We start from the raw sequence: 15428 nt of genomic DNA, 5'->3' as shown, positions 1-15428 counted from the left end.
TCAGGACATGATCAGGCCACCGTCGACGTTAATGGTTTGTCCGGTGATGTAACGGGCATCATCGGACGCGAGGAACGCCACCAGCCCGGCGACATCCTGCGGCTGCCCGGCGCGCTTCAGCGGGATCCCCTTCACCCACTCCGCCATCAGCTCCCCTTTGCCATACTTCTTCTCCTCGCTGCTGAGGATTTCGCCCCACACGCGGTCGTTATAATCCCACATCTCGCTTTCAATAATACCCGGACAGAAAGCGTTCACGGTGATGTTCCAGGGGGCCAGCTCCTGCGACAGGCTCTGGGTAATGCCGATAACGCCCATTTTACTGGCCGCATAATGTGGCGTGTAGATAAAGCCCTGACGTCCCTGACCGGAAGAGGTATTGATCAGGCTGCCGTACTGCTGCTTCACCATATATTTTGCCGCTTCACGGCAGCACAGCCACACGCCGGTGGTATTGACGGCGAGGATTTTATCGAAGTCTGACTTCGGCATTTTGTCGAAGTAGTCGATGGTGATCACTCCGGCATTCTGAATGGAAACATCAATGGTGCCGAAACGCTCTGCGGCCTGACGATAAAGATCCTGCACCTGACCTTCATCGGTCACATCAACCTGCAGCGCCAGAATGTCACTACCGTAAGCGCTCTTCAGCTTTTCGGCGGTTTCAAACACCCGTTTCGCGTTGGATACCATTACCAGCTGCGCGCCATCACTGGCGAAGCGTTCTGCGATCCCGGCACCAATCCCGCGACAGGCACCGGTGATCACCACGGTTTTCCCCTGGAAATTACGATTCATACTGTGCTCCCTTCGTTGTCTGAGTGCCTGGCTGCCAGAGCGTCCGCTGAACCGCGTCGCGCCAGCCCTGCCAGGCGTGCTGCAATAAGTGATGGCGGACCTCGTCGGGCAGCCACCGATCGTGCTCTGGCAACAGCGATAACAATTGCTGGTCTTTTAACTGCTCCAGCGCCCGGCGTGCAAGCAGTCCGGCTCCGAGGGCGGAGAGTTCCGGCGTGGTGCTGCGGGCGACCGGAACACCCAGCAGATCGGCCTGGAACTGCATCAGCCACGGGTTCTGCGTCGGGCCGCCGTCCACCATCAACGTCGCCAGCTGGAACCCCGGATGCTGACGCATGGCATTGATGACGTCGCCAATCTGGTAGGCAATCGCCTCCAGCGAGGCCCGGATCAGATGGGCCGGCGTCACGCCACGGCTCAGGCCGCAGACCACACCGCGCGCCTGATCGTCCCACCAGGGGGCACCGGTGCCGGTCAACGCGGGCACAAAGTAAACGCCGAGCGTGGAGTCGATACTGGCGGGCAGTTCATGCAGTGCCCGGCTCAGCACCTGACCTTTGCCGTCGGTTAAGCCGGTCGCCTGCGCCATCCACGCCACGCCGTCGCCGGTGTGCGGGATATTGCCTTCCAGCCCGTAAACCAGCTGCTGGCCGTCATGCCAGGCCACGGTGGTCGCCAGTTCAGTAATGCTGGTATCTGGCGTGAGCAAAGGTGCCATTACCGACGAACCGGTGCCATAGGTGGCCTTTACGCCCCCCGGCGCGCCCAGCCCGTGGCCGTAAAGCGCGGCGTGGGAATCGCCGATCATCGCCATCACCGGCAGACCATCCGGGATACCGCTCAGCCCACGAGTGGTGCCGAACAGGCCGCTGGAAGGACGGATCTCCGGCAACGCCACGCGAGGAATGCCAAACAGCGCCAGCATTGCCTCATCCCAGTCGCCGGTCTGCAGGTTCAGCAGTTGGGTGCGGGCGGCATTCGAGGTGTCGCAGCGGAACTGCTTGCCGCCGGTAAAGTGCCATAACAGCCAGGCATCAATCGTACCGAGGCAAATCTCACCGTTGACCGCCCGCTCAATACCGTTGGCGGTGTTATCCAGTAGCCAGCGCATTTTCGAACCGGAAAAAAGCGGAGCAATCGGCAGACCAGTCACCGAGCGGATCAGCTCGTCCTGCTGATCGCGCCGCAACTGTTCGCAAAATGCCGCGGAGCGCGAACACTGCCAGGTCAGCGCCGGGGCCACAGGCTGGCCGGTTGCCCGCTCCCAGCCCATCGCCGTTTCCCGCTGGTTACTGATTGCCAAAGCCGCGATGCGGTTCTCTCCGACGTGGTCAACCACTTCGCGGATCACCGTCAGGGAAGCACTCAGCAGCACCCTGCCATCCTGTTCCACCCAGCCAGACTGCGGTGTCTCCACCGTCAGCGGCCGGGACGCCTTACTGACCACCTGCCCGCGGGCATCAATTGCCACCGCTTTGACGTTACTTGTCCCTTCGTCGAGGGCGATAATCAGCTCTCTAGCCATGACTCACCTCAGACAGCGGCGCGGCCGCCTGCTTTTTTTCATGACGACGCATCAGCACCACTTTGCTCTGCAAACGCTGCTGGAACTGGTCAATAACCACGGCGGTGACGATCACCAGGCCTTTAATCACCATCTGCCAGAAGTCGCTGACGCCCATCATCACCATGCCGTCGGCGAGGAAGACGATCACGAAGGCACCGATAATCGAGCCGGACACACGTCCGCGACCACCCGCCAGCGCCGTACCACCCAGCACGGTTGCGCCGATGGCATCCATCTCAAACATGTTACCGGTCATCGGGTGCGCAGTTTGCAGCTGTGAAGCCACCACCAGCCCAACCAGACCGGCACAGAGACCGGAGAAGGCATAAACGAAAATTTTCACTTTGATAATCGGCACACCGGCCAGCCGGGCGGCTGACTCGTTACCGCCGCTGGCGTAGATATAGCGGCCCAGCGGGGTTTTGCGGGTGATATACAGACCCAGCAACAGGAAGCCGACCATCAGCCAGATCGGGATGTAAACACCGAGGATGGTACCGGAGCCGAGAATGGCGAATCCGGTGTTACCCAGTTGCGGCATCCCTACCAGGTTGGCGTAGGTACTGCCGTCGTTGAACAACAGTGCCGCGCCGCGCGCCACATACATCATGCCGAGCGTACAGATAAACGGTGCCACACCCAGACGGGTGATCACCGCACCGTTGATCAGGCCGACAATCACACCGAAGACGGCGACGACCAGGATAACTTCCGGCACGTTGAGGAACAGCACCTCACCGCCCCAGATCGGTACCCCGTTAGTCAGTAACGCCCCGGCAACCATGCCGCAGATCCCGGCGACCGCGCCGACCGACAGGTCAATACCGCCGGTCAGGATCACCAGCGTCATACCAATAGCCAGCAGCCCGGTGATCGCCACGTGCTGGGTCATGATCAGCAGGTTAGAGGGTGTTAAAAAATTCGGCACCATCACGCTGAAAAAGCCAATCACGATTAACAGCGCAATAAAGGTTCGGGCCTTCAGCAAGTACATATAGAGCAGGTATTTCTGATTCATACTGTTTTCCTCAACGCCAGAGGCGGCATCGGCAAATTATTCGTGGGGAGTGGAGGCGGTGATCAACCTTTCGCGCGTTGCCTCGGCCCGGGATAAGTCGGCGGTGATTTTGCCGTCGGCCATCACCAGAATGCGGTCGGCCAGCGCCATCACCTCATCCAGCTCCGACGACGAAAACATCACTGCCAGCCCCTGCTGTGCCATGGTGCCAATCAGGTGGTAAACGTCCGTTTTCGCCCCGACATCAATACCGCGCGTCGGTTCGTCGAGCAGCACCACTTCCGGGCTGGTCATCAGCGCCTTGCCCAGCACCACCTTCTGCTGATTGCCGCCGCTCAGGGAAGTGATCGGCAGTTCGGCATCGCTGACCTTGATAGCCAGCCGCTGGATCATCTCATTGACCCGCGTCTCTTCTTGCTGTGGCCGCAGCATGTTCAGCGCCCGGCGAAACCCTCGCAGGCTGAGGTCGCTGAGCGTCATATTGGTTTTGATCGACATCAGCTCCACCACGCCCTCGCCCTTGCGGTCTTCCGGCACCAGCGCGATCCCACGCTTCAGGCGCTGCTGGAAGTTGCGTTTATCCAGCGACTCACCGTTCAGCGTTACGCTGCCGCTCTGGCAGTGCATCAGGCCAATCAGGCCCTTGAACAGTTCGGTACGCCCCGCCCCCAGCAGACCGTAAATCCCCACCACTTCGCCTTTACGCAGCCGGAAGGAGACATCATTAAGCTTGTATCCGCCGTTCTGAGCCAGCGCGGTCAACCCGTCGACTGCCAGCATTTCCTCGCCCTGAACCGCAGCCTGATAATCGAAGTGTTTTTTCTTGTCACCGACCATCTGCTCAATAATCCACGGCACGCTGGCATCACGGACTTCACGCTCGCTGATAAACTTGCCGTCGCGGAAAATGGTAATGTGGTCACCAATTTCCATCAGCTCTTCCAGCCGGTGAGAGATATAAATGATGGTAACGCCACGGCGCTTTAGTGCGGCAATGACGTTAAACAGCACCTTCACTTCGGACTGGCTGAGCGCCGAGGTGGGCTCATCCATAATCAGCACGCGGGTGTCTTTGGACAGCGCCCGGGCAATCTCCACCAGTTGCTGATGGCCGATGCCCAGCTCTCCCAGCGAGGCGTAAGGATCCACGTCCAGCTCCAGCCTCTCCAGCAGCGCCTTTGCCAGCTGGTACTGGTACTTTTCGTTAATCACGCCACGCTGGAAAAACTCGTTGCCGATAAAGATGTTGTCCATCACGTTCATGTTGGGAAACAGGTTCAGCTCCTGGAAAATAATGCTGATCCCGTGCTTTTCCGCCTGCTGTGTTGACCCCAGCGTGACCGGTTCCCCATCCAGCAGGATCTGGCCCGAGGACGGCACTTCCACCCCGGCCAGCATTTTCATCATGGTTGATTTGCCCGCGCCATTTTCGCCGATAAGCACGTTGACCTTGTTGCGATACACGCGGTAATCCACCTGGTCCAGCGCGGTGACGCCGGGGTAAATGCGCGACACATTACGTGTCTCTATAATGACTTCGGACTGTTCGCTGGCTGGCTGCAGGACATCTGCTTCACTGTGCGCCATGGTGCACTCCTCATTGACGAACGACACGGGCCGGGGTGATATCCGGAGCGGTTTGCGGTACGTCCCAACTGCTGAACACGCCGTCAACTTCCACCCGGTCGCCGACTTTCGGCTGCAGCTTGATCACCTCATTCGAGGCCAGGGTGTTAATCGCCTTGCCGTAGTCGCCAAACATCACCTGGTCATTAAAGTCCTGATAGCTCACGCCTTTATAAACGTCTCGCAGCGCGGTACCGCGAATAATGGGGCCAATCTGCACGGCCACATCCTGGCCGCTGGCATCTTTCACCGTCATCTTTCCGCTGCGGGATGTGGTGTTGACGCTGGCGACTGTGCCGTTCACTTTGACGGTGAATACGCAGGGATTCTCTTCCTGGCTGCGATAGCCAAACTGTTTACAGGCGCTGTCGAAATCTTTTGCGGCGGCCAGATCCTTCATCACCTCGCCCAGCGGTTTGGCGTCGTTAAGCACCTGCGGCACAATCGCGTGCTGGTAAGTGCTGGCGATATTCGCCATTTTGGGATTAGGCGGATTTTTCAGGTCGGCTAATTCCTGTTGTGACACAATACGGCAGCCCCCCAGGGCCAGTACCGCGATTGCCAGCCAGACTCGCCTGGACATACTTTCTCTCCTTTGCGCCCCCGCAGGGGCGCAGCAGTATCACGACAACACCAACTACGATTTGTAATTGAAATCCTGCACCTTAGAGGCGTTATCCGGCCCAATCAGAATGCCGCGGAACATCACGCGCTGCTTCTCGGGTTTGGTGCCTTTCTGGATAAAGTTGTCGAGGTCGGTTACGCCCTGCGCGGCAATAGCCTGAGCCTGCAGCATCACGGTAGCCTTCAGCGAACCGGCTTTCACCGCGTCACGTTCATCGTTACTGCCGTCGATGCCGACCACGATCACGTCGCTACGGTTGGCTGCCTTCAGCGCGGCAATGGCACCCAGCGCTACCGGACCGTTGCCGCAGATCACCCCTTTCACATCCGGGTGAGCCTGCAGAATGCTGTCCATAATGCGTTTGCCATCGATCAGCGTGCCTTTGGCATCCTGTTTCGCCACGCTTTTCAGGTCCGGATACTGATCAAGCACCTGGTGAAAAGATTTGGAACGGGTCACGCAGTTGTTATCTGCAAGATTGCAGGTCAGCTCGGCGTATTTGCCCTTTTCGCCCATTTTCTCGACGAAAACGTTGGCGACGTCGGAACCAGCCTGGAAGTTATTGTGGGTGATTTGCTCCAGCGCAACGTTATCAACCGGAATTTCGCGGTTGATCAGTACCACCGGAATACCGGCATCTTTGGCTTTCTGAATCGCTGCGACGCTGGCGGTGGAGTCGGCGTTATCGAGAATAATACCCTGCACTTTTTTGCCAATAGCCGCATCGATCAGCTCGCTCTGCTTTTTCACGTCTTCGCCGTGGGAAAGCACAGAAGTTTTATATCCCAGCTCCTGCGCTTTCATGTTCGCCCCTTTCGCTTCTGAGGCGTAATAAGGGTTATCCAGCGAGTTCACCATGATCATAATGGTGCCCTTATCGGCAGCCAGTGCAGCGTGAGAAAATGTGCAGGCTGTGGCAACGGCTAATACTGTTAAACGCATGTTCATAATGATGTTCTCTCAATATTGTAGGTACAGCGTTATGGTTTTTTATGTAGGGTATTGCGTTTGTCGTACAACTCTTCTCTGGTCTGGGCGCAGTATTACCAAATGGTAAATCCGCCATCGATCATCAGATCGGCGCCGGTAATCATGTCGCTGCCGTTACCGGCGAAGAACAGCACCGCAGCGGCGATTTCATCGGTATAAGCAAAGCGGCCAAGTGGGATCAGTTTCTTCATCGCTTCGCCCTTCTCACCCCGCCAGGCTTTTTCGCCCATCGGCGTCAGCACCACGGTTGGCGACAGCGTGTTAACGTTAATTTTGTGCGGGGCGAACTCTTTCGCCATCACTTTGGTCATGCCCAGCAGACCGGCTTTGGCTGAGGTGTAGGCCACATGGTTATCGATGGCGATGGAGGCCGCCTGCGAGGCGATATTGATAATTTTGCCGCCCTTGCCTGCTTTCACCATGCGCCTGGCAGCAGCCTGCGAGCATAGAAATGGCCCGGTGAGGTTCACCGCGACCTGCTTTTCCCACTCGCTGAACTCGGTTTCCAGCACCGGCTGCAACATCACGTAACCTGCGCAGTTCACCAGGATATCAATCCGGCCGTAATGCGCCTCCACTGCCGCGAAGGCTTTTTCCACAGATGCGGGATCGGTCACATCACACTCAACAAATTGCACACGATCGGCATCAAATTGCCCGGCCACGTCACTCACTTTGCCGTGTTCAAAGGCCGGGTACAGCAGCGCCAGCTTCGCACCTTTCGCCAGCAGCATCTCATTGCTGGCCATGGCGATACCGCCCAGACCACCGGTGACTACTGCCACTTTGCCACTCAGGTCCGTATTGCTTTCCACGCCGTAACGCAGGCTGACGTCATATTCATTGCTCATTGGTGGCTCTCCTCAGGCTGCAGCAACAACGTGTTGCAGCGTGGTCCGCAGGCCTTCCGCATCGATGCGGAACTGGCTGCGCAGGGCCGCACGGCTGCTGCTGTGGGTAAATTCGTTAGCGGGAATACCCAGCGGAGTGAAGCGCTGGCGCAGACCGTGCTTGTGCAGTATCTCGCCAATAATGCTGCCCAGCCCGCCGCTCAGGGTGTGTTCTTCCATGGTGATCACCTGCTGATGGCTGGCGATCAACTTCACCACGGCAGCTTCATCCAGCGGCCACAGAGAAGGCAGTGATACGATGGTAATGCTGTCGTCTTTGGCAGCGAGTGCCTCGTGGGCCAGCGTGCCCATGCAGAACACCACTGTCTCCTGCCCCTGCTGCAGGACTTCGGGTTTGCCCGGCACAAATTGATAGTTCTCGTCGTGCAGTACCGGCACTTTGTCACTGTCCATACGGATATAAACCGGGCCAGGATGCTGAATAGCATAGCGGGCAATGGCGCTGGCCTGCACCGCATCAGCCGGCGCGAAGATTTGCAGGTTGCCGAAGGTCCGGGCGATAGCAATATCGTTGGTGCAGTGGTGTGTCGCCCCGAGGGGGCCGTAGGCGAAACCCGCGTTCAGGCCCAGCATTTTCACGTTGGTTTCGGTGTAGCAGATGTCGTTCTTCACCTGCTCGTTAGATCGGGCAAACAGAAACGGTGCCGCATTGGCGGTAAATACCGTGCGGCCGCTCAGGGCCATTCCTGCCGCCATGCCAACCATATTCTGTTCGGCAATGCCCACGTTAACCACCCGCTCAGGGTAAGCCTTCTCAAATGGGGCAATTTTCGAGGTGGACGTGGAGTCCGCCACCATCACGCTGAGGTTAGCGCCTTTGCCCTGCTCGTCCACCAGCGTGGCGATTACAGCGTCGCGTAAGTCTTGCATCAGTCTTCCTCCAGCTCTGCCAGCCCCAGGGCCAGCTGCTCATCATTGGGTACAGAGTGGTGCCAGGCCGGGACATTGGCCATAAAGGAGATACCGTGCCCTTTTTCAGTGTTGGCGAGGATCACCCGTGGTTTGCCGGCGGAAGGCTGGTTCACCGCGTCAGCGATTGCCTGCGGATCGTGGCCGTCGCACTCCAGCACTTCGAAACCGAATGCCAGCCATTTGTCCGCCAGCGGCTCCAGCGGCATGATGTCTTCGGTTTTGCCCGCCAGCTGCAGACGATTACGGTCGACGATGGCGATCAGGTTATCGAGTTTGAATTTGCTGGCGGACATTGCCGCTTCCCAGTTGGAACCTTCCGCCAGTTCACCGTCACCCAGCAACACGAAAGCGCGGCGGTGGCCGAGACCGGAAAGTTTGTTGCCCAGCGCCAGGCCTACGCCGATCGGCAGACCGTGCCCCAGACCGCCGGAGTTAATTTCCACCAGCTCCGGTAATTTCTGGCGTACCGGGTGCCCGGCCAGCAGTGTATCGTCGCCCATAAACTGGTCGAGGATCTCAGGCGAAATCATGCCCATTGCCGCTGCGCTGCAGTACAGGCCGCCCGCGCCATGGCCTTTCGACAGAATGAAGCGATCCTGATCCGGCCGTTCGGTTCCCCGGTCCATCACGCCCATAAATAATGTGCAAATGATGTCCACTTCAGAAAGATCGGCCCCCGTGTGGCCTTTCCCAGCCCGATGATTCATTTGCAGAACATAGCGCCGGGCCTGCCGCGCTGTCTGTTTGATTGCCTGAAAGTCCATCATTACCTCAGCTCATCGTCATGCCGCGTAGCGGATAGCGGCTCATTCATTTTCGAATAAAAATATAAGCTATCGTTTTATGGCATTTTGTGCCGCAGATCAAATTTCAAACAAAAGCCATTCGAAAATATAACTCATTGAAATATGGACTTGACTGCACATAAACAGGGAATTCATCGCTGAATCGCGGAAAAAAACGTGATTTATCAACAACCACCCTAAAATTCATTTTCGTTCGAAAATAAAAAATCACCGGGAGGGATACTCGCATTCGGTCTGAACGAGGGGTAATATTTGCCATAACAACAGGGCCGACGGGGGTTGAAGCCCGATCCTCAGGTGAAGGGAGTGTTTCGGTTGAAAAGCAAAAATGAACAACTGGCGGATATGCAGCAGCGCCGTGAGAAAATCCTTGAGATGATCCGCGAGGACGGCACGGTCACAGTCAAAATGCTGACTGAAGCCTTTAACCTGACAGAAGCGACCATCCGTACCGATCTGCGTATGCTGCAGAAAGAGGGATATGTGCAACGTTATCATGGCGGTGCCACCCTGATGACCGGCAAGCAGAATACCGGTGCGCTGCTGCTGGAACGGCAAACTCATCTGAATGAAAAGGATGCCATCGGCAAACTGGCTGCCCAGCATATCGAAAATGGTGACACGATCATTTTCGATTCCGGCACCACCACCACGGCGATTGCCCAACATATTACCCATATCCGTAAATTGTCGGTGGTCACCACCGCGGTGAATATTGCGCTGATGCTGGGCGGCGAACCGGGGATTAACATTCTGCTGACTGGCGGGACGTTTAAATTCCCCACGCTTTCCACTTCCGGTGAAAAGGCAGCCAGCTTTTTCGAAAACGTGCTGGCGGAGAAGTTGTTCCTGGCCACTGCCTGTATTTCACCCCGACTGGGACTGAGCTTCCCGAGCGAAACGGATATCAAGGTCAAAAGCGCGATGATTAACTCCGCCAACACCGTCTATGTGGTGGCCGACTCCAGCAAGATAGACAAAGTGTCGATGTTTGCGCTGCCCTGTGACTGGAGCAATATCCATTTTCTGATCACCGACAGCGGCATCACGCCGGAGTCGGTCAGGGCTTTTGAAGCGCTGGGGGTGAAGGTGCTGATTGCGGAGTGATCCGTTGTCACTTTGCCCGCCCGGGTGAGAAAAACACTGTCACATCTGACCGGGATTTGGCTGAAAAGAGCGGTGCCTGATAAATTCTTCACGCCGGGCAACCCATCAGATAATCTAATCATTAAAGTCCCAAATCTCCGCACAGGAAGCGGCCGGTTGAAGCCAGTCAGGGTGGATCGGCCCGAACCCTATAATCAATCCTAATCAAATTAGCCCGCTGTCAACTTTACCGCTTACTTTGTCACCTGCGGGGCAGCCGTTAACATGTAAAGTCGCACGCTGCAATGGTTCCCATTCCCAAAAGCGTCATGTAGACTGACAGGATATTTATCTTTCTGTAAACCTGAATAATTTTTCATGCGCAGAGGCCAACCGGTCTTCTGCGTAAGAGTGGGATTTTGCTTGTGGACTATAAGACTCACTGATGATATTCACGAGGATCAATGTGAAAATAAGCATCGCGTTAACCCTGCTGGCAGTACTGACCCTGGCCGGATGTAAAGCACCTCCGCCTCCGGTTACTGATGACACCCTCGTCACATCGGAAGTGGATGGTGTACAGCTGACGCATCGTCATGCAGTACAGGCACCAAACTCTTTCAACCCGGTTAATGAAACTTACCGTGCGCTGTATAACGCCTCGGTAATGAGCAGCCCTGACTTTGGCGGTAAAATTATCCGCTACCTGGATAATGGCAAGCCGTTCACCGTGCTTGGCGAGGTGGAAAACCACTGGCTGGCTGTGGCAGAAGCAGATCAACAGCAGCTGATCGGCTATGTCCCCTTCAAGGCCGGAGTAAAAGCCGAACTCTACGATGCCACTATCAAAGGCGATCGGCCGCGAGCACGTAAAAACAGCAGCGCTAAGAAGGTTTGCGTTGACGTGGGTGGAAAGAGCAAAGCCTGTCGCAATAATGATACAGCGACCTGGATCCTTGAATAGGCCTGGCAGCTGCCACACAGCAGAGACAGTTAAGTTTGATGACCCCGGAATACCCCGCTGACAAGCCTCTCTCCGTCAGCCAAGAGAACCCGTTACTTGCCGCTGCTGCACCATTGCTCAATGCCATTGTGCAGATACGTCTGGCGGCAACGCATGACGATCCCGCCGGCCTGCGTCAGCAGCTCGTCGATGAGATCCGCCAGTTTGAAACCCGCAGCAAGCAGGCCGGTTTACCTTTCGATATCATTATCGGTGCCCGTTACTGCCTGTGCAGTGCGCTGGATGAAGCCGCTGCACAAACCCCGTGGGGAACGCGCGGCGTCTGGTCCGGCAATGGGCTGCTGGTCACCTTCCATAACGAAAGCTGGGGCGGTGAAAAAGTATTTCAGCTGTTGTCGCGCATTTCCCAGACGCCGGGGCAACATCTCTGGTTGCTGGAAGTGATCCACTACTGCCTGCTGCTGGGGTATGAAGGACGTTACCGGGCGGTCGATCATGGCCGTATTCAGCGCGACTCGGTGCGTACCCGCCTCGCCCAGTTAATCATTGATACCCGTGGCGTGCAGCAGTCGCCAGCGCCGCCGCAACCGCTGGCCCCTTCCGGGCAAAATACCCTGTGGCGTCCGCCGGTTCCGCTCTGGGCCTGTATTACCGTTACCGCATTTATTGCCTGCCTGATCTACACCGGCCTGAACTGGCGGCTGGGCAACTCCGCCGAGCCGCTGTTGCGCTCAATCTGGCAGACGCCGTTACCAAAACTTGAACTGGGCAAACGCAGCCCTTCCACCCGATCGCTGCTGGACATCCGCCAGCGGCTGGACGATTTGATCTCTGCACGCCAGCTGGACGTGACTGATGGCACCAGCGGCAGCAAAGTGATTGTCGCTGCTGACAAGCTGTTCAGCGATTCCGGCACCGATCTGACTCCGGAGGGCCGCGCCATCATTACCCGCGTTTCTGCGGCTATGGACAATATTAAGGGAACCGTCCTGGTGAGTGTTTATACTGACAACCAGCGCGTGCGCTCAACCCACTTCGCTTCCAGCTATGAATTCTCGTTGGCACAGGCCCGCAGTATCAGCACCCTGATGCAGCAACAGATGCAGACGCCAGGCCATATGATCCGCAGTGAAGGTCGGGGGGACAGCAGCCCGCTGTTACCGAATGACAGCCGGGAAAACCGGGCGCAAAATCGCAGGGTTGAAATTATTCTCTTCCCGGCACCAGAAGCGCCGGCCGGTAAAGCGGGGAAATCCTGATGCCATCCACTTTTACGACCGTGCTCCTGAGCCGGTTACTCTGGGGTTTCCTCGGAATTACCGCCCTCTCCGCGCTGATCTGGATGATCGGCCCGCAGTTCTCATTCAGCGACTATCACTGGCTGGAAAACAACCTTAATCGCCAGATCGTCATCGGGTTGTGCTATTTCCTGTGGATTGTCTTTCAACTGATCCCGCAACTCTACCGCGCGTGGTTTAACAGTAAGCTGCTGAATAATCTGCAGAGTTACAACGTGGACCATGCTGAACAGGCCGCTACCGAAGAGCTGCTCAGCGCCCGCTTCAGCGAAGCAGCAATACTGCTGAAGAAGATCCAATTTTCCGGTCGCCAGACAAAGAAAAAGCGCGGCTGGCTGCAGCGTTTCAGTGCCCAGTACCTCTATCAGTTGCCGTGGTACATGATTATCGGCGCACCGGGTGCAGGTAAAACCACCGCGTTGATCAATTCAGGACTGGATTTCCCTCTCAGCGACAGCATGGGTAAAACGGCCCTGCGCGGCGTTGGCGGCACACGTCATTGCGACTGGTGGATCACTGAAGAGGCGGTGTTGCTGGATACCGCAGGCCGTTACACCCTGCAGGAGAGCCTTCGCGCCCGGGATGCCAGCGAATGGCAGACTTTTATCAACCTGCTCAAGCGCTACCGCACCCGCCAGCCGATTAATGGCGTGATCATGACCCTCAGCGTGGCCGATCTGCTGAGCGACTCAGCGGAAGCGCGTTTCGCTCAGGCCACCTCGCTACGCCAGCGCATGGCCGAGCTGCACCAGCAAACCGGGATCCACTTCCCGGTCTATGTCATGGTCACCAAAACCGATCTGCTGAAAGGGTTTATGAGCTACTACGCCACTTTGGACAAGAGCCAGCGTGACCGTATCTGGGGTTTCAGCTTCCCGTGGGAAGCCGACCGCAACAGTGAACCCGCGCTGAACACCCTTTTTGAACAGCAGTTCAGCAACCTGACTCTACGCCTGCAGGAAGAGCTGGCCGGGAAAATGGCGAAAGAGAGTGATTTAACCCAGCGTGCCGACTGTTTCCTGTTCCCGCAGGAATTTGCCTCATTGCGCCCGCTGCTGGCGGAATATCTCGATATAGTCTTTTCACCGGAAAACGGCGAAATGCCGTGGTCAGCCCGCGGATTGTTCTTCACCAGCGGTACTCAGGAAGGTCTGCCCTTCGACCGGATTATGGGTGAACTGACGCGCAAGCTTCAGCTGCCGCAGGCTGTTGATCACTCCATCGCCAGCTGGGATACCGTTAACCGCAACGCCCCGATCCCGGCGAATAAGGGTCAGAGCTACTTTATTCGATCATTGCTCAGCGACATGATTTTCCAGGAAAGCGGCCTGGCCGGCAGTGATCGTTCCTGGGAGCACCGCAACCGCGTACTCCACTGGGCGGGTTATGTTTCGATGGGTGTGGCGCTGCTGATTACCGCACTTTTATGGACCACCAGCTATTATAAAAACCAGCACTATCTGCAGCAGGTATCGGCACGCCTCGCGCCGGTGGAGCAGCAGGCCCGGCAGCTGGCGGCGAATAATAAGGGCGATATTCTGGATCTGCTACCCTTCTTAAACAGCCTGGTCGCGCTGCCGCAGAGCGACAGTTTTTCACTGGAAGACCCGCCGCTGAGCATGCGCGGAGGGCTGTATCGTGGCGATCAGGTCAGTGACGCGGCCTGGGGCTTCTATCAGAATGCGCTGAAGACTCTGCTGTTGCCGCGCGTGGCGCAGAATATTACCGCCACGCTGCGCAATGATAAGGGCGATGACAGCGAATTCAGCCGTAATGCCCTGCGCGCCTATCAGATGCTCTATCAGCCGCGCAGTTACGATGGTGAATTCTTACGTGGCTGGGTGATGCAAAACCTGCAGCGCACTCTGCCCGCCAACGTCACCACCCGCCAGTTACAGCAGCTTGACTGGCACCTCAGCCAGCTGCTGGATCGGCAAATCCAGACCTCGCCGTTCGCCAGGGATAACGCGCTGATGATGATGAAGATGGCAATCAATCTGGACAATACGGGGCAAAAATCCCCGGCGATGACGGCAGGGGTGGCCGCACAAGAATCGGCTTCGTCCGACGATTACTAGCCCGAGGAGTTCACGATGCCAGAGAACAATAAGCTGGGTTGGTACGGCAAGCTGCCAGGCACCGGTGACTTTTTACAGTGGCGGATCCCTGAGGCGATTGTCACCAACTGGTCAAACTGGTTTCTGCTTGGACTGACCCACTGGCATCATCACAGTGAAGGCGTCAGCGAGCAGTTTTCTCATGCGCCGGTGTGGAATTTCGCCCTGCCAGCCACGCTGGGCGTCCAGCGTGTGCAAATTGGCTGCCTTCTGCCGTCACGTGACCGCGTTGGGCGTTCATGGCCGCTACTGGCGCTGCAGAGCGTGCCGGTGGCCCAGTGGCATCCGGCTCAGCTGGCAGTCTCAGGCGACTGGTTTCAGCAGTTGGGTGAAACGCTGCATCACGCCGTCAGCGCTCCGTTCAGTGCTGAACAACTGGAGCAGGAGCTGCTGGCGCTGCCTCCCCTGTCGCTGCCTGACACCGGCCGTTCGGATATTATGGACGTGATCGGCTATCAGGATCTGCCCTGTACTCTGGCATGGCGCGAAGTGGCGGTTAAGTTCGACCCGATGCAGTACACCAGTTACTGGTGGACCAATCAGAGTGATGGCTATCCACTGGCCAGCCACAAACACAGCGGAAATCTGACCGCTCAGCTGTTTTCTCAGTTATTCGATCCGGCCGCTGTGGCACAGCCGGGACGACATGGACTCTATCCGCCGATGTTTGAATAGAGTTATTTGGCCCAGGGCCTGGCTTCAGGAAAAGC

14 protein-coding genes are annotated in these 15428 nt (G+C 57.1%); 5 read left to right on the top strand and 9 right to left on the bottom strand.

The genetic code is table 11. From position 1 onward, the window contains the following. The 9 genes from GSQ70_RS12725 to GSQ70_RS12685 all read right to left on the bottom strand — a co-directional run bounded on the left by GSQ70_RS12725 (position 1) and on the right by GSQ70_RS12685 (position 9211). Complete coding sequence (locus GSQ70_RS12725; protein ID WP_158782885.1) at positions 1 to 798, bottom strand: SDR family oxidoreductase; 798 nt, start codon at positions 796 to 798, stop codon at positions 1 to 3. Next, positions 788 to 2323, bottom strand: a complete 1536-nt coding sequence (locus GSQ70_RS12720) for an FGGY family carbohydrate kinase (RefSeq protein WP_158782884.1) — start codon at positions 2321 to 2323, stop codon at positions 788 to 790. The genes GSQ70_RS12725 and GSQ70_RS12720 overlap by 11 nt, the downstream gene beginning before the upstream one ends. Then, the gene (locus GSQ70_RS12715) at positions 2316 to 3383 is read right to left on the bottom strand and encodes an ABC transporter permease (protein WP_158782883.1); all 1068 of its coding nucleotides are present in this window, start codon (positions 3381 to 3383) and stop codon (positions 2316 to 2318) included. The genes GSQ70_RS12720 and GSQ70_RS12715 overlap by 8 nt, the downstream gene beginning before the upstream one ends. A 36-nt stretch (positions 3384 to 3419) precedes the next feature. Continuing rightward, entirely contained in the window at positions 3420 to 4970 is a 1551-nt protein-coding gene (locus GSQ70_RS12710) for a sugar ABC transporter ATP-binding protein (RefSeq protein ID WP_158782882.1), read from the bottom strand. A gap of 10 nt (positions 4971 to 4980) precedes the next feature. Then, a complete protein-coding gene (locus tag GSQ70_RS12705; protein WP_158782881.1) occupies positions 4981 to 5592 on the bottom strand; it encodes a DUF2291 family protein in 612 nt (203 codons plus the stop codon). Positions 5593 to 5646: 54 nt separating this feature from the next. Continuing rightward, complete coding sequence (locus tag GSQ70_RS12700; protein ID WP_158782880.1) at positions 5647 to 6582, bottom strand: D-ribose ABC transporter substrate-binding protein; 936 nt, start codon at positions 6580 to 6582, stop codon at positions 5647 to 5649. Between the two features lie 95 nt (positions 6583 to 6677). Next, positions 6678 to 7475: a GolD/DthD family dehydrogenase gene (locus GSQ70_RS12695; RefSeq protein ID WP_158782879.1), complete on the bottom strand. Its 798-nt coding sequence runs from the start codon at positions 7473 to 7475 to the stop codon at positions 6678 to 6680. A gap of 12 nt (positions 7476 to 7487) precedes the next feature. Then, positions 7488 to 8405 carry a transketolase family protein gene (locus GSQ70_RS12690; RefSeq protein ID WP_158782878.1) on the bottom strand — a complete coding sequence of 306 codons (918 nt, stop codon included), beginning with the start codon at positions 8403 to 8405 and terminating at the stop codon, positions 7488 to 7490. Then, entirely contained in the window at positions 8405 to 9211 is an 807-nt protein-coding gene (locus GSQ70_RS12685) for a transketolase (protein ID WP_158785300.1), read from the bottom strand. Before GSQ70_RS12685 ends, GSQ70_RS12690 begins: the two co-directional genes overlap by 1 nt. A gap of 357 nt (positions 9212 to 9568) precedes the next feature. Here GSQ70_RS12685 and GSQ70_RS12680 point away from each other — a divergent pair, with 357 nt between their 5' ends. The 5 genes from GSQ70_RS12680 (at position 9569) to tagF (ending at position 15393) form a co-directional block, all read left to right on the top strand. Next, positions 9569 to 10360, top strand: a complete 792-nt coding sequence (locus GSQ70_RS12680) for a DeoR/GlpR family DNA-binding transcription regulator (protein WP_158782877.1) — start codon at positions 9569 to 9571, stop codon at positions 10358 to 10360. Between the two features lie 424 nt (positions 10361 to 10784). After that, a complete protein-coding gene (locus tag GSQ70_RS12675) occupies positions 10785 to 11303 on the top strand; it encodes an SH3 domain-containing protein (protein WP_199257257.1) in 519 nt (172 codons plus the stop codon). A 38-nt stretch (positions 11304 to 11341) separates the two neighbouring features. Then, positions 11342 to 12562, top strand: coding sequence for a type IVB secretion system protein IcmH/DotU (gene icmH / locus GSQ70_RS12670; RefSeq protein WP_158782875.1), 1221 nt, complete (start codon positions 11342 to 11344; stop codon positions 12560 to 12562). Further along, positions 12562 to 14679, top strand: coding sequence for a type VI secretion system membrane subunit TssM (gene tssM / locus GSQ70_RS12665; RefSeq protein ID WP_158782874.1), 2118 nt, complete (start codon positions 12562 to 12564; stop codon positions 14677 to 14679). The genes icmH and tssM overlap by 1 nt, the downstream gene beginning before the upstream one ends. A 15-nt stretch (positions 14680 to 14694) precedes the next feature. After that, positions 14695 to 15393 (top strand): type VI secretion system-associated protein TagF, encoded by a 699-nt coding sequence (gene tagF / locus GSQ70_RS12660; protein ID WP_158782873.1) that lies wholly within the window; start codon positions 14695 to 14697, stop codon positions 15391 to 15393. The last annotated feature ends 35 nt before the right edge of the window (positions 15394 to 15428 follow it).

Source organism: Pantoea sp. BAV 3049, from assembly GCF_009765445.1.
GTDB lineage: Bacteria > Pseudomonadota > Gammaproteobacteria > Enterobacterales > Enterobacteriaceae > Erwinia.
The sequence above is the reverse complement of the archived record's forward strand: the minus strand, read 5'-3'. Positions and strand labels throughout refer to the sequence as shown.

Bases quoted from the DNA above. Each gene is read 5' to 3' on its own strand.
- GSQ70_RS12725 (WP_158782885.1), bottom strand. From the start codon at position 798: ATGAATCGTAATTTCCAGGGGAAAACCGTGGTGATCACCGGTGCCTGT.
- GSQ70_RS12720 (WP_158782884.1), bottom strand. From the start codon at position 2,323: ATGGCTAGAGAGCTGATTATCGCCCTCGACGAAGGGACAAGTAACGTC.
- GSQ70_RS12715 (WP_158782883.1), bottom strand. From the start codon at position 3,383: ATGAATCAGAAATACCTGCTCTATATGTACTTGCTGAAGGCCCGAACC.
- GSQ70_RS12710 (WP_158782882.1), bottom strand. From the start codon at position 4,970: ATGGCGCACAGTGAAGCAGATGTCCTGCAGCCAGCCAGCGAACAGTCC.
- GSQ70_RS12705 (WP_158782881.1), bottom strand. From the start codon at position 5,592: ATGTCCAGGCGAGTCTGGCTGGCAATCGCGGTACTGGCCCTGGGGGGC.
- GSQ70_RS12700 (WP_158782880.1), bottom strand. From the start codon at position 6,582: ATGAACATGCGTTTAACAGTATTAGCCGTTGCCACAGCCTGCACATTT.
- GSQ70_RS12695 (WP_158782879.1), bottom strand. From the start codon at position 7,475: ATGAGCAATGAATATGACGTCAGCCTGCGTTACGGCGTGGAAAGCAAT.
- GSQ70_RS12690 (WP_158782878.1), bottom strand. From the start codon at position 8,405: ATGCAAGACTTACGCGACGCTGTAATCGCCACGCTGGTGGACGAGCAG.
- GSQ70_RS12685 (WP_158785300.1), bottom strand. From the start codon at position 9,211: ATGGACTTTCAGGCAATCAAACAGACAGCGCGGCAGGCCCGGCGCTAT.
- GSQ70_RS12675 (WP_199257257.1), top strand. From the start codon at position 10,785: ATGATATTCACGAGGATCAATGTGAAAATAAGCATCGCGTTAACCCTG.
- icmH (WP_158782875.1), top strand. From the start codon at position 11,342: ATGACCCCGGAATACCCCGCTGACAAGCCTCTCTCCGTCAGCCAAGAG.
- tssM (WP_158782874.1), top strand. From the start codon at position 12,562: ATGCCATCCACTTTTACGACCGTGCTCCTGAGCCGGTTACTCTGGGGT.
- tagF (WP_158782873.1), top strand. From the start codon at position 14,695: ATGCCAGAGAACAATAAGCTGGGTTGGTACGGCAAGCTGCCAGGCACC.